Origin of the sequence: Flavobacterium sp. MR2016-29 (assembly GCF_015350695.1) — a bacterium.
Classification (GTDB): Bacteria; Bacteroidota; Bacteroidia; order Flavobacteriales; family Flavobacteriaceae; genus Flavobacterium.
The window spans coordinates 162,851-181,136 of the sequence record NZ_JADKPU010000008.1 but is presented as its reverse complement, the minus strand read 5'-3'; the positions used below and the strand labels follow the sequence as shown (position 1 = coordinate 181,136).

The 18,286-nt window shown below is 34.3% G+C and carries 16 protein-coding genes; 11 read left to right on the top strand and 5 right to left on the bottom strand.

Features of this window, described 5'->3' with window-relative positions; all coding sequences use genetic code 11:
- Positions 1 to 90: 90 nt before the first annotated feature.
- The 6 genes from IR010_RS16815 (at position 91) to IR010_RS16790 (ending at position 6,157) form a co-directional block, all read left to right on the top strand.
- Positions 91 to 2,283: a histidine kinase dimerization/phosphoacceptor domain -containing protein gene (locus tag IR010_RS16815; RefSeq protein ID WP_194605535.1), complete on the top strand. Its 2,193-nt coding sequence runs from the start codon at positions 91 to 93 to the stop codon at positions 2,281 to 2,283.
- Positions 2,284 to 2,292: 9 nt separating this feature from the next.
- Positions 2,293 to 3,651, top strand: coding sequence for a sigma-54-dependent transcriptional regulator (locus IR010_RS16810; protein WP_194569490.1), 1,359 nt, complete (start codon positions 2,293 to 2,295; stop codon positions 3,649 to 3,651).
- A gap of 6 nt (positions 3,652 to 3,657) precedes the next feature.
- A complete protein-coding gene (locus IR010_RS16805) occupies positions 3,658 to 3,948 on the top strand; it encodes a GNAT family N-acetyltransferase (protein WP_113678950.1) in 291 nt (96 codons plus the stop codon).
- Between the two features lie 386 nt (positions 3,949 to 4,334).
- The gene (locus IR010_RS16800) at positions 4,335 to 4,952 is read left to right on the top strand and encodes an alpha/beta hydrolase (RefSeq protein WP_029272479.1); all 618 of its coding nucleotides are present in this window, start codon (positions 4,335 to 4,337) and stop codon (positions 4,950 to 4,952) included.
- Positions 4,952 to 5,302, top strand: coding sequence for a hypothetical protein (locus IR010_RS16795; protein WP_194569494.1), 351 nt, complete (start codon positions 4,952 to 4,954; stop codon positions 5,300 to 5,302). Before IR010_RS16800 ends, IR010_RS16795 begins: the two co-directional genes overlap by 1 nt.
- Positions 5,303 to 5,539: 237 nt before the next feature.
- The gene (locus tag IR010_RS16790) at positions 5,540 to 6,157 is read left to right on the top strand and encodes a TMEM175 family protein (protein ID WP_194605533.1); all 618 of its coding nucleotides are present in this window, start codon (positions 5,540 to 5,542) and stop codon (positions 6,155 to 6,157) included.
- A gap of 6 nt (positions 6,158 to 6,163) precedes the next feature.
- Here IR010_RS16790 and IR010_RS16785 read toward each other — a convergent pair whose 3' ends face one another.
- Positions 6,164 to 7,741 (bottom strand): sigma-54 interaction domain-containing protein, encoded by a 1,578-nt coding sequence (locus tag IR010_RS16785; protein ID WP_194605531.1) that lies wholly within the window; start codon positions 7,739 to 7,741, stop codon positions 6,164 to 6,166.
- A 312-nt stretch (positions 7,742 to 8,053) separates the two neighbouring features.
- Between IR010_RS16785 and IR010_RS16780 the strand changes: the two genes are divergently transcribed.
- Both IR010_RS16780 and IR010_RS16775 read left to right on the top strand, forming a co-directional pair.
- Complete coding sequence (locus tag IR010_RS16780; protein WP_194569501.1) at positions 8,054 to 8,992, top strand: ring-cleaving dioxygenase; 939 nt, start codon at positions 8,054 to 8,056, stop codon at positions 8,990 to 8,992.
- A 323-nt stretch (positions 8,993 to 9,315) separates the two neighbouring features.
- Positions 9,316 to 9,510: a hypothetical protein gene (locus IR010_RS16775; protein WP_194605529.1), complete on the top strand. Its 195-nt coding sequence runs from the start codon at positions 9,316 to 9,318 to the stop codon at positions 9,508 to 9,510.
- 60 nt (positions 9,511 to 9,570) lie between these two features.
- On the opposite strand, the gene IR010_RS16770 is transcribed toward IR010_RS16775, so the two are convergent.
- Together IR010_RS16770 and IR010_RS16765 are read right to left on the bottom strand one after the other, a co-directional pair.
- Positions 9,571 to 10,338: a methyltransferase domain-containing protein gene (locus IR010_RS16770; protein WP_194605527.1), complete on the bottom strand. Its 768-nt coding sequence runs from the start codon at positions 10,336 to 10,338 to the stop codon at positions 9,571 to 9,573.
- 20 nt (positions 10,339 to 10,358) lie between these two features.
- Complete coding sequence (locus IR010_RS16765) at positions 10,359 to 11,993, bottom strand: NADP-dependent glyceraldehyde-3-phosphate dehydrogenase (protein WP_194605525.1); 1,635 nt, start codon at positions 11,991 to 11,993, stop codon at positions 10,359 to 10,361.
- Positions 11,994 to 12,375: 382 nt separating this feature from the next.
- Between IR010_RS16765 and nagA the strand changes: the two genes are divergently transcribed.
- Together nagA and IR010_RS16755 are read left to right on the top strand one after the other, a co-directional pair.
- Positions 12,376 to 13,500, top strand: a complete 1,125-nt coding sequence (gene nagA, locus IR010_RS16760) for an N-acetylglucosamine-6-phosphate deacetylase (RefSeq protein WP_194605523.1) — start codon at positions 12,376 to 12,378, stop codon at positions 13,498 to 13,500.
- A gap of 158 nt (positions 13,501 to 13,658) precedes the next feature.
- Positions 13,659 to 15,239, top strand: a complete 1,581-nt coding sequence (locus IR010_RS16755) for a Na+/H+ antiporter (protein ID WP_029272488.1) — start codon at positions 13,659 to 13,661, stop codon at positions 15,237 to 15,239.
- Between the two features lie 68 nt (positions 15,240 to 15,307).
- Here the strand turns inward: IR010_RS16755 and xylA are convergent, their stop codons facing one another.
- Positions 15,308 to 16,636, bottom strand: coding sequence for a xylose isomerase (gene xylA, locus IR010_RS16750; RefSeq protein WP_194605521.1), 1,329 nt, complete (start codon positions 16,634 to 16,636; stop codon positions 15,308 to 15,310).
- Positions 16,637 to 16,820: 184 nt separating this feature from the next.
- A complete protein-coding gene (locus tag IR010_RS16745; RefSeq protein WP_194569514.1) occupies positions 16,821 to 16,991 on the bottom strand; it encodes a hypothetical protein in 171 nt (56 codons plus the stop codon).
- A 239-nt stretch (positions 16,992 to 17,230) separates the two neighbouring features.
- Here IR010_RS16745 and IR010_RS16740 point away from each other — a divergent pair, with 239 nt between their 5' ends.
- On the top strand, positions 17,231 to 18,280 hold the full coding sequence (locus tag IR010_RS16740; protein ID WP_194605519.1) for a glycoside hydrolase family 130 protein: 1,050 nt from the start codon (positions 17,231 to 17,233) through the stop codon (positions 18,278 to 18,280).
- Positions 18,281 to 18,286 lie beyond the last annotated feature (6 nt).

The following is an 18,286-nucleotide window of genomic DNA, read 5'->3' as shown; positions in this document are numbered from 1 at the left end:
AAAATGAATTTTATCCCTTTTATTTCTGCCAAATACCGCCTGTGCATCTTATGTACAGTGTCTTTCTTTTTATTTGTTTCCCTTAACGGAATGGCACAGTCCAAAGAAGATCCTGATCAATTAAAAAAGAAAATTGATGCAGCAGAAAGTGACAGTCAGAAAGTAGAATTACTTTTGACCTTAAGCTCTTATTATCTTACTAAACCGGGTGAACTTAAAGCTGATCTTGACAGTGCCAATAATTTAAATTTTGAAGCAAAAAAGTTAAGTAATACTTTAGGATATAAACTCGGAAAAGGAAAAGCCATTCTATTGGAAGGTCAGATTTACAGAGAAAAAGGAGATTCAAAAAACGGATTAAAGAAAACCAATGAAGCACTCGCCTATTCTGAAAAAAACAATTTATTAGTTGTAAAAGCAGATGCTTACAGGGAACTTTGCGCTTACAAAGGTTATGAAAAAGAAGATACAGAAGCCAAAATAAAATATCTTGAAATTGCAGTGCCGCTTTACAAAAAAAGTAAAGCTTACAAGAAACAAGCTGATGCCTTAAAAGATCTTGCCGATTATTACGGAAGCATAGAAGAAAATCAAAAAGCATTAGTGCTTTTAGAAAATGCAGTTGCAGTTTATAAAGCTATTGGTTTCAAAGGTCTTCAGGGAGTTTACACCTTAATGTCTGACAATTACGGAATTTTACAAAATACGCAACTATCACTGCAATATGCTCTTATGGCAGAAAAAACAGCCGAAGAAGTTCATGATACGAGCTATCAGCTGTGCACCATTTACAATCATCTTGCGCTTGCATATTATGATCTTCTCAAATATGATTTGGCATTTTCTAATTTTGAAAAAGCTTTAAATATTGCATTAGAAAATAAAAACACAAGTGATATCAATACTATAAGCTATAATCTGGCTTCATTATATTGTCAGCAGAAAAATTATCCAAAAGCATTACGCACGCTAAAACGAACTGCCAAAGATTATCCTCCAAACGATGAAATAACGAAAGTAAGACAGCGCTTTATATTTGTAGTTTGTTATTCCATGCTCAAACAACTTGACAATGCAAAGCCTTACTACGAGCAGATACTAAAAGATTATAAGGAATCTGATGCGGGTCTTGCGTATAAACTGACAGCAATTATCATTTATTTGCAACAGTCTGGTCAGGTCGAAAAAACGTATGCTTATATCGAAAAATTCAAAGAATTTGCTAAAAAATCGGATAAGCTTATTTTGTATTCACAAATCGAACTTTTGTCTTTTCAGTCTGATCACGCGAGCAAAAAATACGAGTCGGCTATAAAACATTTGCAGAAGCATCAACTTTTAAGAGATTCTATTTTTAATGTAGAAAAACTGAAACAATCTGCCGCATTACAGCTTCAATTTGAAACAGAAAAAAAAGACAAAAACATCAAACTGCTTACACAGCAAGGAAAATTACAGGAAATAAAAATTCATAACGATCAGATTATCCGTTACGTTTTTATTGGAAGTGTTGTCGTTTTGGTACTTTTTCTGGCATTTTTATACAATAGTTTCAGGTCTAAAAAGAAAAAGAATGAAGAATTGGAAATGCAGCGTCAGCAGATTAATGAGCAGAACGAACTGAACAAAAAGATGCTGCTTGAAAAAGAATGGCTTTTGAAGGAAATCCATCATCGTGTAAAGAATAATCTTCAGATTGTGATTAGTTTATTGAACACTCAATCGGCTTATTTGGATAATGAAGATGCTTTAATGGCAATTCAAAACAGCCAGCACAGAATGCATGCGATGTCGCTGATTCATCAAAAATTATATCAATCTGATAATCTGGCTAATATTGATATGTCATGGTATATTTATGAGCTCATCACTTATATGAGAGAATGTTTTGATACTGATAAAAAAATCAATTTTGTTCTGGACACAGAAAAAGTATATCTTGATGTAGCGCAAGCAGTTCCGCTTGGATTAATTATAAATGAAGCCATTAACAATGCCATAAAATATGCTTTTCCACTTGACAAAAAAGGAGATGTGCATATTGAACTTAAAAATATCGGCGAAAATAATTATCAATTGGTAATTGCCGACAACGGTGTAGGTCTTCCTGAGAATTTTGAAGATACAGAAAGAAACTCGTTGGGAATGAATTTAATGATGGGATTAACCGATCAGATTGATGGAACTTTTGATATGAAAAACGATAACGGATTGAGCATCAAAATTACATTTACACGAAATACAGAATTTGAAGGATCAACTGAAAATTCTCAAATAATATAACTTATGGTGATGAAGGAGAAAATTCTAATTGTTGAAGATGAATTTATAGTAGCAAATGATCTAAAAATCATGTTGGTAAAGGCTGGTTATGAAATAACCGGAATTGCTTCTTCTGTGGTTCAAGCCCGTAAATTGATCGAGACAAAAAGGCCCGACTGGGTTTTACTGGATATTATGCTAAAAGGCGATCTTACCGGAATTGACCTGGCTTGGGAACTTCGTGAAATGCAATTGCCGTTTCTCTATATTTCTGCCAATACGAATCAATCGACCCTAGAAGCTGTCAAAGCAACTCATCCTTACGGCTTTATGGTAAAACCGTTTCGAGAGAGAGATCTTATTGTGATGCTTGATATTGCCAAATACAGATTTGGTCAGGAAAACGGAACTTTAGCAGAAATTCCAAATGATACTCAAAACCAAGAAATTGAGGGAATCATTGGAAAAAGTATTCTTTTACAAGAAGTTATAGAAAAAATAAAAATTGTAGCTCCAGCCGAAACTTCAGTTTTGATTCTCGGAGAAAGCGGTACCGGAAAAGAAAGAGTAGCACATTCTATACACGATCTTTCGGCGCACAAATCAAATGCTATTGTAATTGTCAATTGTGCGGCGCTGCCACATTCTTTGATCGAATCAGAATTATTTGGACATGAAAAAGGTGCTTTTACCGGAGCCAATTCGCAACGAATCGGAAAGTTTGAACAAGCGAATGACGGCACCATTTTTCTGGATGAAATTGGAGAGCTTCCACTCGATTCTCAGGTAAAATTATTGCGTGTTTTACAGGAAAAAGAAATCCAAAGACTTGGCGGCAATAAAACGATTAAAATCAATGTTCGTATAGTTGCCGCAACGAATAGATCATTGGAAAAAGAAGTTGCAGAAGGCCGTTTTAGACTTGATTTGTATTATCGTTTAAATGTTTTTCCGATTCAGCTTCCAACATTAAAAGAACGCAAAGAAGATATTGAGGCATTGGCCAATTATTTTCTGAAAAAATACGCAACAAGTTCCCGTAAAAATGTAAGCAGTATCAGTGCAACGGCTCTAGAACAATTAATGCAATATGACTGGCCTGGAAATATTCGAGAATTAGAACATTTAATCGAAAGAAATGTACTGTTGGCCAAAACAAATGAAATCGAAAAATTTGATCTTCCACTAAATAATGCAAAACCGTTAGAAGTAAATAGCGGGAAAATGAAATCGATGGAAGAAATGGAAAAAGAGCATATTATGAATGCGCTTCAAATTTGTGGCGGAAAAGTTTCTGGTCCGGGCGGCGCGGCAGAATTGCTAAAAATACAACCGCAGACTTTGTATTCGAAAATGAAAAAATTAGATATAAAACAAGGATATAATTAAAAAGATATGGAAACAATAAAATTAGAATTAGACGAAAAAAAACACGGCGCTTTTAATCTTTATGTTGATGATAAAAAGCTTGGCGAAATGACAGTAAGCATCAAAGATGATGTTCTAACTGTTTACCACACAGGAGTTGAACCAGAAGCGGAAGGAAAAGGCTACGCCAAAAAACTTCTCGAAGAAATGGTTTCGTATGTTCGTGCTAATAATATGATGGTTATAGCGCTTTGTCCTTATGTTCATGCGCAGTTCAAAAGACATCCGGATGAATATCAGGATATTTGGAAGAGATAAATAATTTTTAAAAAGTTGGGATTCAAATTTGTCGCCATAGTTTGGATTCAAATTTGTCGGCATAGTTTGTCGTCAAAGTTTGTCATTTCGACCGAAGGGAGAAATCACACACGTAGCTCGACAAAGATTAGCGATTTGGATTACGGAGTTTCGCGTGTGATTTCTCCCTTCGTCGAAATGACACAAGAAACTCTACAAATATTGGCGATTTAGATTGCGGAGTTTCGCGTGCGATTTCTCTCCCGAAGCCTCGGGATCGAAATGACAAGATTGGGGTAAATACTTTATTTGACTCCACGAATCAATAGAATAACGAATTAAAAAATCCCCAAAATCTCCAAAATCTGCGAGAAAAAATAACTACACACAACAATTAAAAAAAACTTATGAATACAGAAATTATAACAGACGGTAAACCCTTAGATCAAGCTAAAAAAGCCTTAATTATGATTCACGGTCGCGGTGCAGGTGCTCATGATATTCTCTCCATTGCAAAACATCTAAATGTCGAAAATTTTGCATTGGTTGCACCACAGGCAGAAAACAGAACGTGGTATCCGTATTCTTTTTTGGTACCGCTTGAAGAGAACGAGCCTTCATTTTCAAAATCATTAGATGCAATTCATCAGGTTGTTGTTGCCATCCAGCAAAACGGAATTGAAAAAGAGAATATTTATTTCCTTGGGTTTTCGCAGGGAGCTTGTCTTGCCTTAGAATTTACAGCCAGAAATGCTGCAAAATACGGTGGCGTTGTTGCTTTTACCGGCGGACTTATCGGCGATAAAGTTTACGAAGATCATTACTCAGGAAATTTCGAAAACACTCCAATTTTCATCGGCACAAGCGATCCTGATTTTCATGTTCCTGTTGAAAGAGTAAATGAATCTGAAGCACTGCTTAAAAAAATGGGTGCAAATGTTACCAAAAAAATCTACGACAATATGGGACACACCATAAGTCAGGACGAAGTTGATTTGGTCAACCAACTTATTTTTACAAAATAATGATTCAGATCACTAAAGTTTTCAGCGATGCAAATGGAGAAAGTCATTTTGAAGACTTCGAAGTTCCATTGAAAAACAACGGCGACATCGGATTTTTATCTGATGATGAACCTGTAAGATCAATTGTTTTTAGAGAAGTCTTACCTTCTTACGATTATGATTTTCATAATGCGCCAGACCGACAATATATTGTTTTACTGGATGGCGGTGTAGAAATCGAAACCTCATTAGGAGAAAAAAGAAGCTTTGAAACCGGGTCAATTTTGTTAGTTGAAGACACCAAAGGAAAAGGACATAAAACAAAGAATTTGGAGCCGAAACTTCGAAAATCAATATTTATAAAATTATAATTGCATACGGATTTAACCGCAAAGCACGCAAAGGTTTTTCTTATTAACCGTTAAGTTTGTCATTTCGACGAAGGAGAAATCACACTTGAGACTCTACAAAGTATTTCTCCAATCTTTGTCGATTACCGTGTGTGATTTCTCCTTCGTCGAAATGACATAAAATGAGAATAGATTATTTATAACTCCAGGATTGTCTAAAATCCTTGCGTGCTTTGCGGTTAAAATAAAAAAAATAAAATGGAAAAAGAAACCGTAAGAATAGAAAATTTCAGCGATGCCGTATTTGCGATTGCAATTACGCTTTTGGTGCTGGATCTTCATGCTCCAAGTGCTGCTACTATAAAAAACGGAACTGAACTACTATCTTTTCTAAAAGGTGAATGGACAACGTATCTTGCCTTTACGCTTTCGTTTTTCAGCATTTTTATAATGTGGGTCAATCATCATAAGATTTTCAAACAGATTTACAGCCGTAATACAGCTATAATGTTTGCAAACGGATTGATTCTTTTTCTGGTAACGGCAGTTTCATATCCTACGGCTTTATTAGCACGATTTTTTGACGGAGAAGCATCGAATATTGCTGTGGCGATTTATACGGGAATATTTGTGCTAATTAATGTTTCGTATAATTTATTATGGTTTATTGCAAGCCACAACAAGAAACTTTTACGTCCTGAAATCACAAATTCGGCAATAATTAAAATCCGAAACAATTACTTATATGGATTGCCGACTTACTTAATTGCATTCGGAATTTCATTTCAATATCCGACAATTGCTTTGGCGATCAGCATGCTTTTATTGGTTTTCTGGGCAGTTTCTTCTGGAAAAATAAAAATGATTCACGAGTAAATGAATCTAAAAATGCTTTTTTTTGATCCCTAATTTCTGCATTTTAGAAATTAGTGTTGTTCCGGGTAAGTCCAATAAAACTGCTGCACCTTGCGGACCAGAAATTCTTCCGTTGCATTTTTTAACGACTTTTAAAATGTGCTCCTTCTCTATTTCCTGTAAAGTTTTAATGTAAAATTCATTTTCAGAAGCTGTAGATTCGGTTTTAAAAATCACAGGAAAACTCATTTCTTTGATCGTTTCGTCTTTTGCAAACAAAATACTTCTTTCGACCATATTTTCCAGCTCGCGAACATTTCCCGGCCATGCATTTGCCGTCATGCTGTTCAATACTTTTTTAGAAAAACCTTTTATCTTTTTATTGATTTTATTCGAATGTTTTTCCAGGAAAAAATTCCCTAAAACTTCAATATCTTCTGCACGTTCACGCAAAGGCGGAAGCGGAATCGGAAAAACATTCAATCGGTAATACAAATCACTTCTAAATCGGCATTCGGCAACTTCTTTTTCTAGTAATCTGTTGGTTGCCGCAATTACTCGAACATTTACTTTTATCGTGTTTTTGCCGCCAATTCTTTCTATTTCTTTTTCTTGGAGCACACGCAACAGTTTTCCTTGCAGTTCTAAAGGCATCTCTCCTATTTCATCTAAAAAAATGGTGCTGTTTTCGGCTTGTTCAAATTTCCCAATTCTGGTTTCTAAGGCGCCGGTAAAAGCTCCTTTTTCATGTCCGAATAATTCACTTTCAATCAGATTCTCCGGAATCGAAGCGCAATTTACTTTTACCATTTTTTTATTCGAAACCGATGATAAATTATGAATGGCGCTTGCTACGAGTTCTTTTCCCGTTCCTGTTTCTCCAGAAATCAAAACGGTAGATTGCGAAGAAGCAACCTGCGAAATCAATTCGTAAACATTCTGCATGGCATCGCTGTTTCCTACAATTCCATGAAAACCTTCGTTTTTAATTATAGGTGCTTCATTTTCTTCTGGCGGATTAATTTTCGATTTTGAAAGTACATCAATCTTACTTTCATATTCTTGGGTCAAAATAATATTTCTTACCGTAATAGAAAGCTGCATCGCAATTCCTCTAATAATTCGGTTAGATTCCCTGCTGAACGTTTTAGCATTTTTGAAGAAAAGAAAAAGTACATTTCTGTTTCCTTTAATATAAGGAAGGCAAATTCCTATTCCGTTTTTAAAACCTTTATTGTTTGGTAAATTAATAGGTTCTGGAATTTTTTTTCCGTTTAAAGCATTAAGATCAAAAACAACCGTATCAGCCGAATCCATACATAAATCAAAAAAACCATCTTTAATAGTTAGATTTTTTAACTTCGAATCTTTCTGTAAAAATTGATAGAAAATATGGTATTCGGTTTCATTCTCATCGGCGGAAGCCAGAATAAAATCATCAAAAGAAAATTTGTCTTTTAAAACACCGCTAACTACATGATCAAATTCTTCTTTTGTTAAAGCCTGAGAGAGAGCGGTGCAAATTGACATAATCAGCATTTGTTCTCTTTCTCTTTCCTGCAGCCGGTTCATTAAAACTGCAGTTTGATCTGTCGGCTTTTCCATAAATAATAATTCGTGTGGTATTTGGTAACAGGGTAAATTTAAGAAATAGCCCTAACTAAATTGCTATCGATTTTCTAAATAAAACAGGTTGGGATAATAAAATTACGATATATCGTAGTCACAAAGACAATACTTTAACATTAAATCATTAACTTACAATACTTTAAGTTAAATGGAATATTATTTGGTTATTGTTTGACTGATAAAAATTTAACGGCTTTTTATTTCTTAATCTAGGTTAATCGATGCAGGACTATAACAGGCGTAAATTTGTAAAAGAAAATCAATAACAATTTAATACATATAAAAACCATGGAAAATAAAATTTTAGGCTTACACCATATTACTGCAATTGCAGGTGACGCTAAACGTAATTTCAACTTTTACTCAAACATATTAGGATTAAGATTCATCAAAAAAACGGTGAATTTTGACGATCCTGGAACGTACCATTTTTACTTTGGAGATGAAGTAGGAAGTGCCGGAACTATCTTAACTTTTTTCCCTTGGGGAGAAGGAATCCAACAAGGAAGAAAAGGATCTGGAATGGCAACTGAAATTGGTTATTCTGTTCCAAAAGGAAGTTTGGATTTCTGGCAGAAACGTTTTGAACAGTATAATGTAATTTACAATAAACCGGCTGAAAAATTTGGAGAAAAATATTTGACTTTCTTAGATCCAGACGGATTAAAATTAGAGTTAATCGAATCTAAAACAGACGATAACAGAAAACCTTGGGAAACAGATGAAGTAAAAGCAGATGTGGCTACAAGAGGTTTCCACAACATTACTTTGACTTTAAACAGTATAAAAGCAACAGCTGCCATCTTAACCGAAATATTTGGTTATAAATTGATTGACCAAGATGTAAACCGCTATCGTTATGCAACAGATGCTGTAGAAAATGCTGCCATTGTTGACTTAGTAGAATTGACTGATGAAAAACGCGGTCATGTAGCAAACGGATCTGTTCACCACGTAGCTTTCCGTGTTCAAAATGATGAAATATTAATGCACTTCCGTGAAAAAATCGAAGCTTACGGATTGTCTATTACGCCACAGATTGACAGAAATTATTTCCATTCTCTTTACTTTAGAGAACCGGGAGGAGTTTTATTTGAAATCGCTACAGAAAACCCTGGTTTTACAGTAGATGAAAGTTTAGAAGAATTGGGAAAAAACCTAAAACTTCCTGCACAATACGAAGGTGACAGAGCGGCTATCGAAGCGCATTTGGTGAAAATTAATTAATTTTAAACGTATACCCTATTTAATTTGTTCTTAAAAGCTGTCTGTTTTGACAGCTTTTTTGTTTTATGGAATTGTTATCGCAACTTCAAAAAAATTAAACCGAAGAACTGCAACTTCAAATCATCTTGGATTTTCTTTTGCTTTTATAAAAAAAATTCTTTAATACCGCTCATTATTCCCCAGCGCCGCCAATTTATATTATTACTACATCAAAAATTGAATGCAACATGTTAATTTGACAACATTTCCGCAATATCATATAAGAAAACCTATTGCTATACTCTTAATTTTGAACTCGTTAATGAACATAAAATAGTACAGCCATGGAAAATTTAAAAAGCTACCAAGAGAAGGATTTTAATAGATGTCCAATTCACAGTGAAATTTATGTAGCAAGCAATAATGATTTCATTTACAGAAAAGCTTATAAAGGAGACTGGGGACACTGGGACGATTTGCCTGAAACTGCATCTTCTAATCAGACTTCTTATGACTTGATGGAAAATAAAAATATGTAATAAAAGCAATGTTGCTTTTATTACATATTTTTATTTTATCCTGGATTTACAATCCTAATTTTATGCCTTTTTTCCGTACATTAATATTCTTTTAAAAGAATAAATTGCTGGAAGCTTAGGAAATTCTATCGCTATTCTCTCTTTATATATTTTAATAAAAAGCGTTGCCTGTTCGCTTTCCAATCGCTCTATGTAAGGAATTAAAGCAGATCCTGAAATAAAATCATATAGCGTATCATGGTCTTTTGCAATTATGGGATACACTTTTTGCATAATCTGAATATCTTCAAGACCGCCATCAAAAAGCATTTGTGCGTATTCATCCATACTCAGAACCGGCGAATCTCTTTTATATCCTTTGAAATGAGTTTTAAAAGGTTCTTCCTCTATTAACTCTGATAAAATTTTATTAAGCTTATTTTCTGGCTGTACCGGCATTTGTACTGCAAATTGTCCTTTAGAATTAATAAGTTCTAATAATTTTGGAAATAATATTTCATGATTATCAGACCATTGCAAAGCTGCGTTACTAAAAATCAAATCCCATTTTTCTCCTGACAACAGCATATCTTCTGTTGTTGCTATTCGAAAATGTAAATTTTCAGTTTCCAAAGATTTTGACTGCTCCTGCATTTCAGCAGAAGAATCGATACCAATAAAATTCGCATCTTTAAATTTATTGGCTAGGATTGCGGTCTGTTCTCCGGTACCGCAACCTAAATCAATAGCTATCATCTCTTTTACTGGCTGAATGAATGCTGCCAAATCATAAAAAGGCTGATAGCGAATGTTTTTAAATTTATTATAAATCTCTGGATTCCAAGGCATATTAAAATATTTTGGTTAAATCAAAATATATAATCCGTACTCAAAAAGTTAGAATCATGATCTCTTACAATCGAATTAAACAGCTTTTTATTGGCATCTGTAGCTTTAGTAGCAACAAGTGAACGAATTGAAAAAGAGCGTAATGCATCTGATATTGACAAAGTTCCTTCTGCGCTGTCCTTTCTTCCGGTAAACGGAAAAACGTCTGGTCCACGCTGTGACTGGCAGTTAATATTTACTCTGCTTACTAAATTCACAAACGGATCGATTAAGCTTGCTACTTCTTTCGGATCTTCACTAAAAATACTTACCTGCATACCGTGTGAAGCATTGATTTGATATTCTATAGGTTCATCAATAGAATCAAAAGGCACAATTGGTATAATTGGACCAAATTGTTCTTCATGATACAATTTCATTTTATCATTTACAGGATAAACAACTGCCGGAAAAACGAATGAATTATTAGTATAACCACCATTTTCGTTTATTATTTTGGCTCCATTTGCTAATGCATCATCCAAACAACTTTTAAGATAATCTGGTTTATCAAATTCAGGAAGCGGTGTGATTTTTACATCTTTATCCCAAGGAAGTCCAGGTTTTAGAGCCGCCACAGCCTCACTTAATTTTTGTACAAACTCATCTGCTACTTCTTTCTGTACAAAAATCAATTTTAATGCCGTACAACGTTGTCCATTAAAAGATAGTGCACCCAGCAGACACTCATTTACTGCAACATTTAGATCTGCGTGCTTCGTTACGATCGCTGCATTTTTTGCATCAAGACTTAATATTGATCTTAATCTATTTGCTTTTGGATGTAATTTTTTAAGGCCATTTGCTACTTTACTCGACCCAATAAAAGCCAGCACATTTACTTTACCGCTTTCCATTAATGGCGAAATAATTTCTGCACCTCTGCCGTAAAGCGTGTTTACAGTTCCAGGAGGAAATGCTTCTTTAAAGGCATTAAGCAAAGGATAATGTGCCAAGACACCATGTTTAGGCAATTTAAATAAAATGGTATTCCCCATTATTAGTGCGGGAATTAATGTGGTAAAAATTTCATTAAGCGGGTAATTAAAAGGTCCCATACTAAGAACAACACCTAATGAAGATCGCCTAATCTGAGCCAAAACTCCTTCTGATTCTTCAAATCTGGAAGACTGTCTGTCTAAATCTTTTAAAGCATCTATTGTAGCGTTGATATATTCTACTGTTCGATCAAATTCTTTAGTTGAGTCGGGAAGGCTTTTTCCAATTTCCCACATCAGCAATTTAATAACAGGTTCGCGCTGCTGAATCATTAGGTATACAAATTTCTGCATACATTTAATTCTGTCTTCAACACTCATTGTTGGCCATATCCCTTGTCCGTCGTTGTAAGCTTCTACTGCTGCATCCAGCGATTCTAATGCTTCTTTAGCAGTAGTATGCGGTATTGTACCTACCAGTTTGCGTTTAAGTCCATCTGCACCTGGAACAAAAATCGGAGAAAATACTTCCGTTACTTCACCATTCCAAGGAACTAATTGACCATTTAGCAGGTATTCCCGCTGATGAATTTCTAAAATCTTATATTCTTGAGGAATAAGATTTTCTTCTATAAACAGACTATCGATAGCTGTTAAGGATGCTTTTAAATTTTCCATATGCAATTATTTAATCTTGTAACTTTCAAAAAAAATTGTTGTCTTATTTTATTTTGCTAATTTTCCACATTAGATTCCAGATATTAAATGATGGCAACATTATTTGTATTAAGGCAATTTTGAGTTTCTTATAAAAATACGAAAACTTCATCTGCTGAATAAATTTGCTTTTCTCTAAAATCGATTGATAAATGATATTGATACATTTGTACCTTTATATAAAATAGTTTCAGTTAAACTTACTCAATCAACACCTTTAAACACCAGACAAAACCACAATTTTATTTTGCTGGCGTATTTTATTCAAGTTACTTATTTTTTAAATGCAAACGACATAAATTCTAAAATTGATAATAAAATAATCAAGAAATAAAATTGAACAATGAAACAGGCAATTGTCAATGCTACTGTGCACACAGGAAATGAAATAATTAATAACGGCACAGTTATCATTGAAAACGGAATCATTATTTCGGTACAAAAAGAAATTCCAAATGATATTGAAACCATCGATTTACAAGGAAAACATATTGCATCTGGATTTATAGACATTCAGATAAATGGAGGAGAAAAACACTATTTTAGTCAAAATCCTACCGAAGAAACGATTCAGGATATTTACGATTCTAGCCTTAAATATGGTACAACATATATGCTTCCTTGTTTGATATCTTCTTCAAATGAAACGATTCTTAAAGGAATTGAAGCAATCCGTCATTATCGAGAAAAATATAACAATGGCGTTATCGGAATGCATTTAGAAGGTCCGTTTTTGAATCCGTTAAAACGAGGGGCACACAGCATCGATCAGGTTCGTAAACCTACGAATGCAGAACTTGAAGAGATTATCAGACTCGGGAAAGATGTTATAAAAGTAATCACAATTGCTCCCGAATGTTTTACAGACGAACAGCTGCAAATGTTGTTAGAAAGCGACATTATTATTTCTATCGGACATTCGACTATTACACATAAACAAGCTCAGGTTTATTTTTCGAAAGGCGTAAAACTTGTCACTCATTTATTTAATGCGATGACACAGTTTGGTCATCGTGAACCAGGCTTGGTTGGAGCTGTTTTTGAAAATGAAAATGTATATGCTCCCGTTATTTTAGATGGTGCACATTGTGACTATGCGGCTGCAAAAGTTGCATATAAACTCAAACACGAAAAATTCTTTTTAATAAGCGATGCTACATTTCTAGGCCGAAAAGTCGACAGCTTTCAATGGGATAATTTTGATGCCCATTTAGAAAATGGCTTTTACAGAAACAAAGATGGTAATTTGGCTGGAGCCACTATATCAATGTTAGAAGCGGTTCAAAATGCGTATAATCATTTAGGTGTTTCTGTAGATGAAGCTATAAAAATGGCAACTTCAAATGTTGCAAACGCAATCGGTTTAGAAAATAAAATAGGAAAAATAAAATCTGGATTTCCTGCAAGTTTTGTGAAATTTAATGATGATTTGTCTGAAATAGAAACATTTATTTTTTCAAACAAATAAATAATTTGATAATGAAACTTGAGCTTTCAATAGCATAAAAGTCAGTTTTAATACAATAATACTCAAATAATTAATTCTTATTTGAGCTAAATCTTTCTTTTAAAGTTTTATTTTTATATCTTGATTCTATTATAAATTTCAATTACAAACCAAAAAGAATGCTTGAAAACTTTCCTTTTTATTTAGGACTTTTAATAATTATTTTATTGCTGATAATGCTTGCCAATAAAATAAAAGTAGCTTATCCTGTACTGCTTGTATTGGCAGGACTTGCTATAAGTTTTATTCCTGGCGTACCTGTTATAAACATCGAACCCGAACTTATATTCTTTATTTTTCTGCCTCCATTACTATATGAAGCAGCCTGGACAGTTTCTTGGAAAGAATTATGGCGCTGGCGCCGCATTATTACAAGTTTTGCATTTGTCGTTGTTTTTCTATCGGCATTATCTGTAGCTTTAGTAGCCAATTATCTTATTCCAGGATTTTCATTAGCATTAGGTTTTGTACTTGGTGGAATCGTTTCTCCTCCAGATGCAGTAAGTGCTGGCGCTATTTTAAAATTTGTAAAAGTACCCAAAACAATTTCGTCTATTTTAGAGGGAGAAAGCTTATTGAATGACGCTTCATCGTTGATTATTTTCAGATTTGCAATGATCGCAGTTGCAACAGAACAATTTTTATTTTATAAAGCCGCGGCGAGTTTCAGCTGGATGATTTTTGGCGGCGTAGGCATTGGCTTATTAATTGGATGGCTTTTTATGAAAGCGCATAAATATCTGCCTACTGATGCTAATGCAGATATCGTTTTGTCACTTCTTACACCCTATATAATCTATCTCGCTGCGGAAGAAATTCACAGCTCTGGTGTATTAGCAGTCGTAAGCGGCGGATTGTTATTATCGAATAATAGACATCGTTTTTTGAACAGCAGATCTCGTCTGCAGGGAATCAATGTTTGGGAAAGTTTTTGTTTTATTTTAAATGGATTGGTTTTCATGCTGATCGGATTAGATTTGCCGCAAATTACAAGAGGGCTTGAAGAAGTAAATATTAGTCTTCCAACAGCAATTGGATATGGTGTTATAATAACAGCAGTTTTAATCGTAGGCCGAATATTATCGTCTTATGGCGCGGTAGTAGTTACATTGATTGCCAGAAATTTTATTACTGTTGCTGACAGCAGAAATCCTGGTTTGAAAACGCCCTTTATTTTGGGCTGGACCGGAATGAGAGGTGTGGTTTCATTGGCCGCAGCTTTATCAATTCCAGTTTATCTCAACAATGGCAACGGTTTCCCACAGCGTAATTTAATCTTGTTTATAACCTTTATTGTTATTCTGCTGACTTTACTGATTCAAGGATTGACATTGCCTTATTTCATTAAAAAAATCAAGCTGACAGATATTTACGATCCTATTCCTCGAGATGAAGCTGCTAATAACATTAAACAAGAGCTTACTGCTTACACTTTAAATTATTTGAAAACAAATTACAGCGAGCAAGTTAAGAGCAATAATTCGTTACAGCATCTTATTCAGAAATGGGAACATCGCAATAATGGTGTTGATGACGAGTCTATAGGAACAGATCTTAAAGATATTTATCTTGATTTATTAGTGCAGCAGAGGCAGTGGCTTATAAATAAAAATAAGGAAGATAAAACTTTAGACGAGTCGATTATAAGACGTCAAATGCATTATTTAGATATCGAAGAAGAAAAACTGCGCTATATCTAAAAATGTTTTATTCTAATAAGAATTATCCATTTCATTCAATAAAATGGATAATTCTTAAATTCGAAAATTTATAAGTATCGGTTAATAATATTTTCGAAAAGTTCTTGTTTACCGCTTTTCAATTCTATTTCCTCGTTTTCTTGAGCAATTGCGTACAGATCTTTAAAGTTTAATTTTCCTTCCTCAAATTCTTTTCCCTTTCCAGTATCAAAAGAACTATAACGCTGTTGTCGCAAACTTTCATAAGGCGAAGAGGTGATAATTTTATCAGCGGTGAGTAATGCTCTTGCAAAAGTATCTGCTCCACCAATATGAGCCAAAAAGATATCTTCAATATCTGTAGAATTTCTTCTAATTTTTGCATCAAAATTTACTCCACCGCCCTGAATCCCGCCAGCTTTAAGAAAAACCAGCATAGCCTCTGTAACTTCATATACATTATTAGGGAATTGACTTGTATCCCAGCCATTATGATAGTCTCCTCGATTTGCATCAATACTTCCGAGCATTCCGGCTTTTGAAGCCACTTCAAGTTCATGAGCAAATGTATGCTGTGCCAGTGTAGCGTGATTTACTTCAATATTTAATTTGAAATCTTTTTCAAGTCCGTATTCACGCAAAAAGCCAATTGTCGTTGCACAGTCAAAATCGTATTGATGTTTTAAAGGTTCCATAGGTTTTGGTTCTATTAAAAAATTTCCTTTAAAACCTTGTTCTCTAGCATAATCACGCGCCTGAGCAAGAAATTTTCCTAAGTGGTCCAATTCTCTTTTCATATCTGTATTAAGGAGCGTCATGTAACCTTCTCTTCCTCCCCAAAAAATATAATTTTCTCCGTCTAAAGCAATGGTAGCATCCATCGCTAACTTAACTTGTCCTGCGGCTCTGGCCAATACTTTAAAATCAGGATTTGTTGCAGCGCCATTCATATAACGCGGATTTGAAAAACAATTGGCAGTTCCCCAAAGAACTTTTATGCCAGAAGAATCCATTTTCTCCTTTAAATACGTTGTCATTGTACTCAATCGAAGTTCTGACTGTGTAAAACTTTGACCTTCCTGAACCAAGTCGTAGTCATGAAAGCAAAAATAATCAAAGCCCATTTTACTGATAAATTCAAATGCTGCATCTGCTCTTTTCTTTGCAGCCTGAATAGGTTCTCTGAATTCGTTCCATGCAAATTGGTGTGTTCCTTGTCCAAAAAGATCTGAACCGTTTCCGCCAAAGCTGGGCCAATATGAAATTGCAAATTTAAAATGCTCTCTCATTGTTTTACCAGCAACTACTTGATCTGGATTATAATATCGAAACGCTAAAGGATTATCGGAATCTTTTCCTTCATAATTAATTTTTCCTATTCCTTTATAATACTCCTTATCTCCCCAAACATCACTCATCTTAATAATTTTTAACCTATTTTTTATTTTTTTTGAGGTCAAAGATATACTTTAACCTAGCATATGAAAAGTTAAAATTTGGTTGAAAATAAAAATTTTGTTGGAATTCGGCATTAAATAAAAAATCAAATATTTGCTTTGATTTATCTAATGAGAAGAAGGGTTTCGATTAAAAATTGAATTTTTATTCCTCTGCCGGCACGAGTTGATCTTCAATAAATTTTCCTGTATTGATATTCCCAATTTCATCTTCCCATTGTGTAACTACATTTTCAATAAGTTCTGGTTCGAATCCTATTACCTTCATAACTTGATTGCCAAATTCTTGTCGTACTTTTTGTCCTGTTTTAAACATGATTTCTTTTATTTAAAAATTATTAAAAAATTTATGCGTTTATCATTTGAATGAAGTAAAATTAAATTTATTGATCTGTATTATTTTATATCATTATCTTCTCAATTTATATGATTTAGCAGTATTGAAATCAGCTGGTTAAACTTTCAATTCTGCAAAATACTGCGATCATTATATAAATGCATACTCCTGAAAATTCCATAACTTTAAACATTATACACTTATAAAATAAAGTTATTATGAGCGACATTGCCAGACGTTTTCCCGAGAATCCATTGCTGATGCCAAAAGATCTAAAAGCCAGCAGTACAGAACTTCAAATTATAAGCCTTTTAAATCCTGGTGTTTTTGTTTTTGAAAATAAGACTTGGCTGCTGGTCAGAGTAGCAGAATCGATAGCTCAAAAAGAAGGTGTGATTTTTTTTCCTGTCATTAATGCATTGGGCAAAGTAGAAATTATTGAAATTCCCTTAAATGATCCAGATCTTGTGGCGAATGACCCGAGAGTAATTAAATATAAAGGGTTGGACTACCTGACCACACTTTCGCATCTTAGATTACTTTGCAGTGATGACGGCAGAAAATTCTATGAGCCAGAGCATGATGCATTATTAATGGGTTCTGGGATTTTAGAACAATTTGGCATAGAAGACTGCAGAGTCAGTAAATTAGAAGACACTTATTACCTTACTTATACGGCAGTTTCTGAAAACGGTGTTGGTGTTGGACTTAGAACTACAAAAAACTGGAAAAACTTTGAAAATAAAGGAATGATTTTTCCACCTCATAATAAAGACTGTGCTATTTTTGAAGAATTGGTAAACGGAAAATTCTATGCCTTGCATCGTCCTTCCAGCCCAGAAATTGGAGGAAATTTTATTTGGCTTTCTGAATCGCCAGATGGCATTCATTGGGGAAATCACAAATGCATTATAAAAACACGACAAGGACTTTGGGACAGCGCGAGAGTTGGTGCTGGAGCTGCGCCAATTAAAACAGATAAAGGTTGGCTCGAAATTTATCACGGAGCAAATGCTGAACATCAATATTGTCTTGGCGCCTTTTTGATGGATCTCGAAGATCCATCTAAAGTTCTTGCCCGCACATTAGAACCTATTATGCTTCCGCAGGAAAATTATGAATTGAGCGGTTTCTTTGGTTATGTCGTTTTCACAAATGGACACGTTGTAAATGGTGATAAATTGACTATTTACTATGGAGCCGCTGATGAATTTGTCTGCGGGGCCGATTTTTCTATAAATGAAATACTTTCGTATTTAGAAGTTTAAATACAA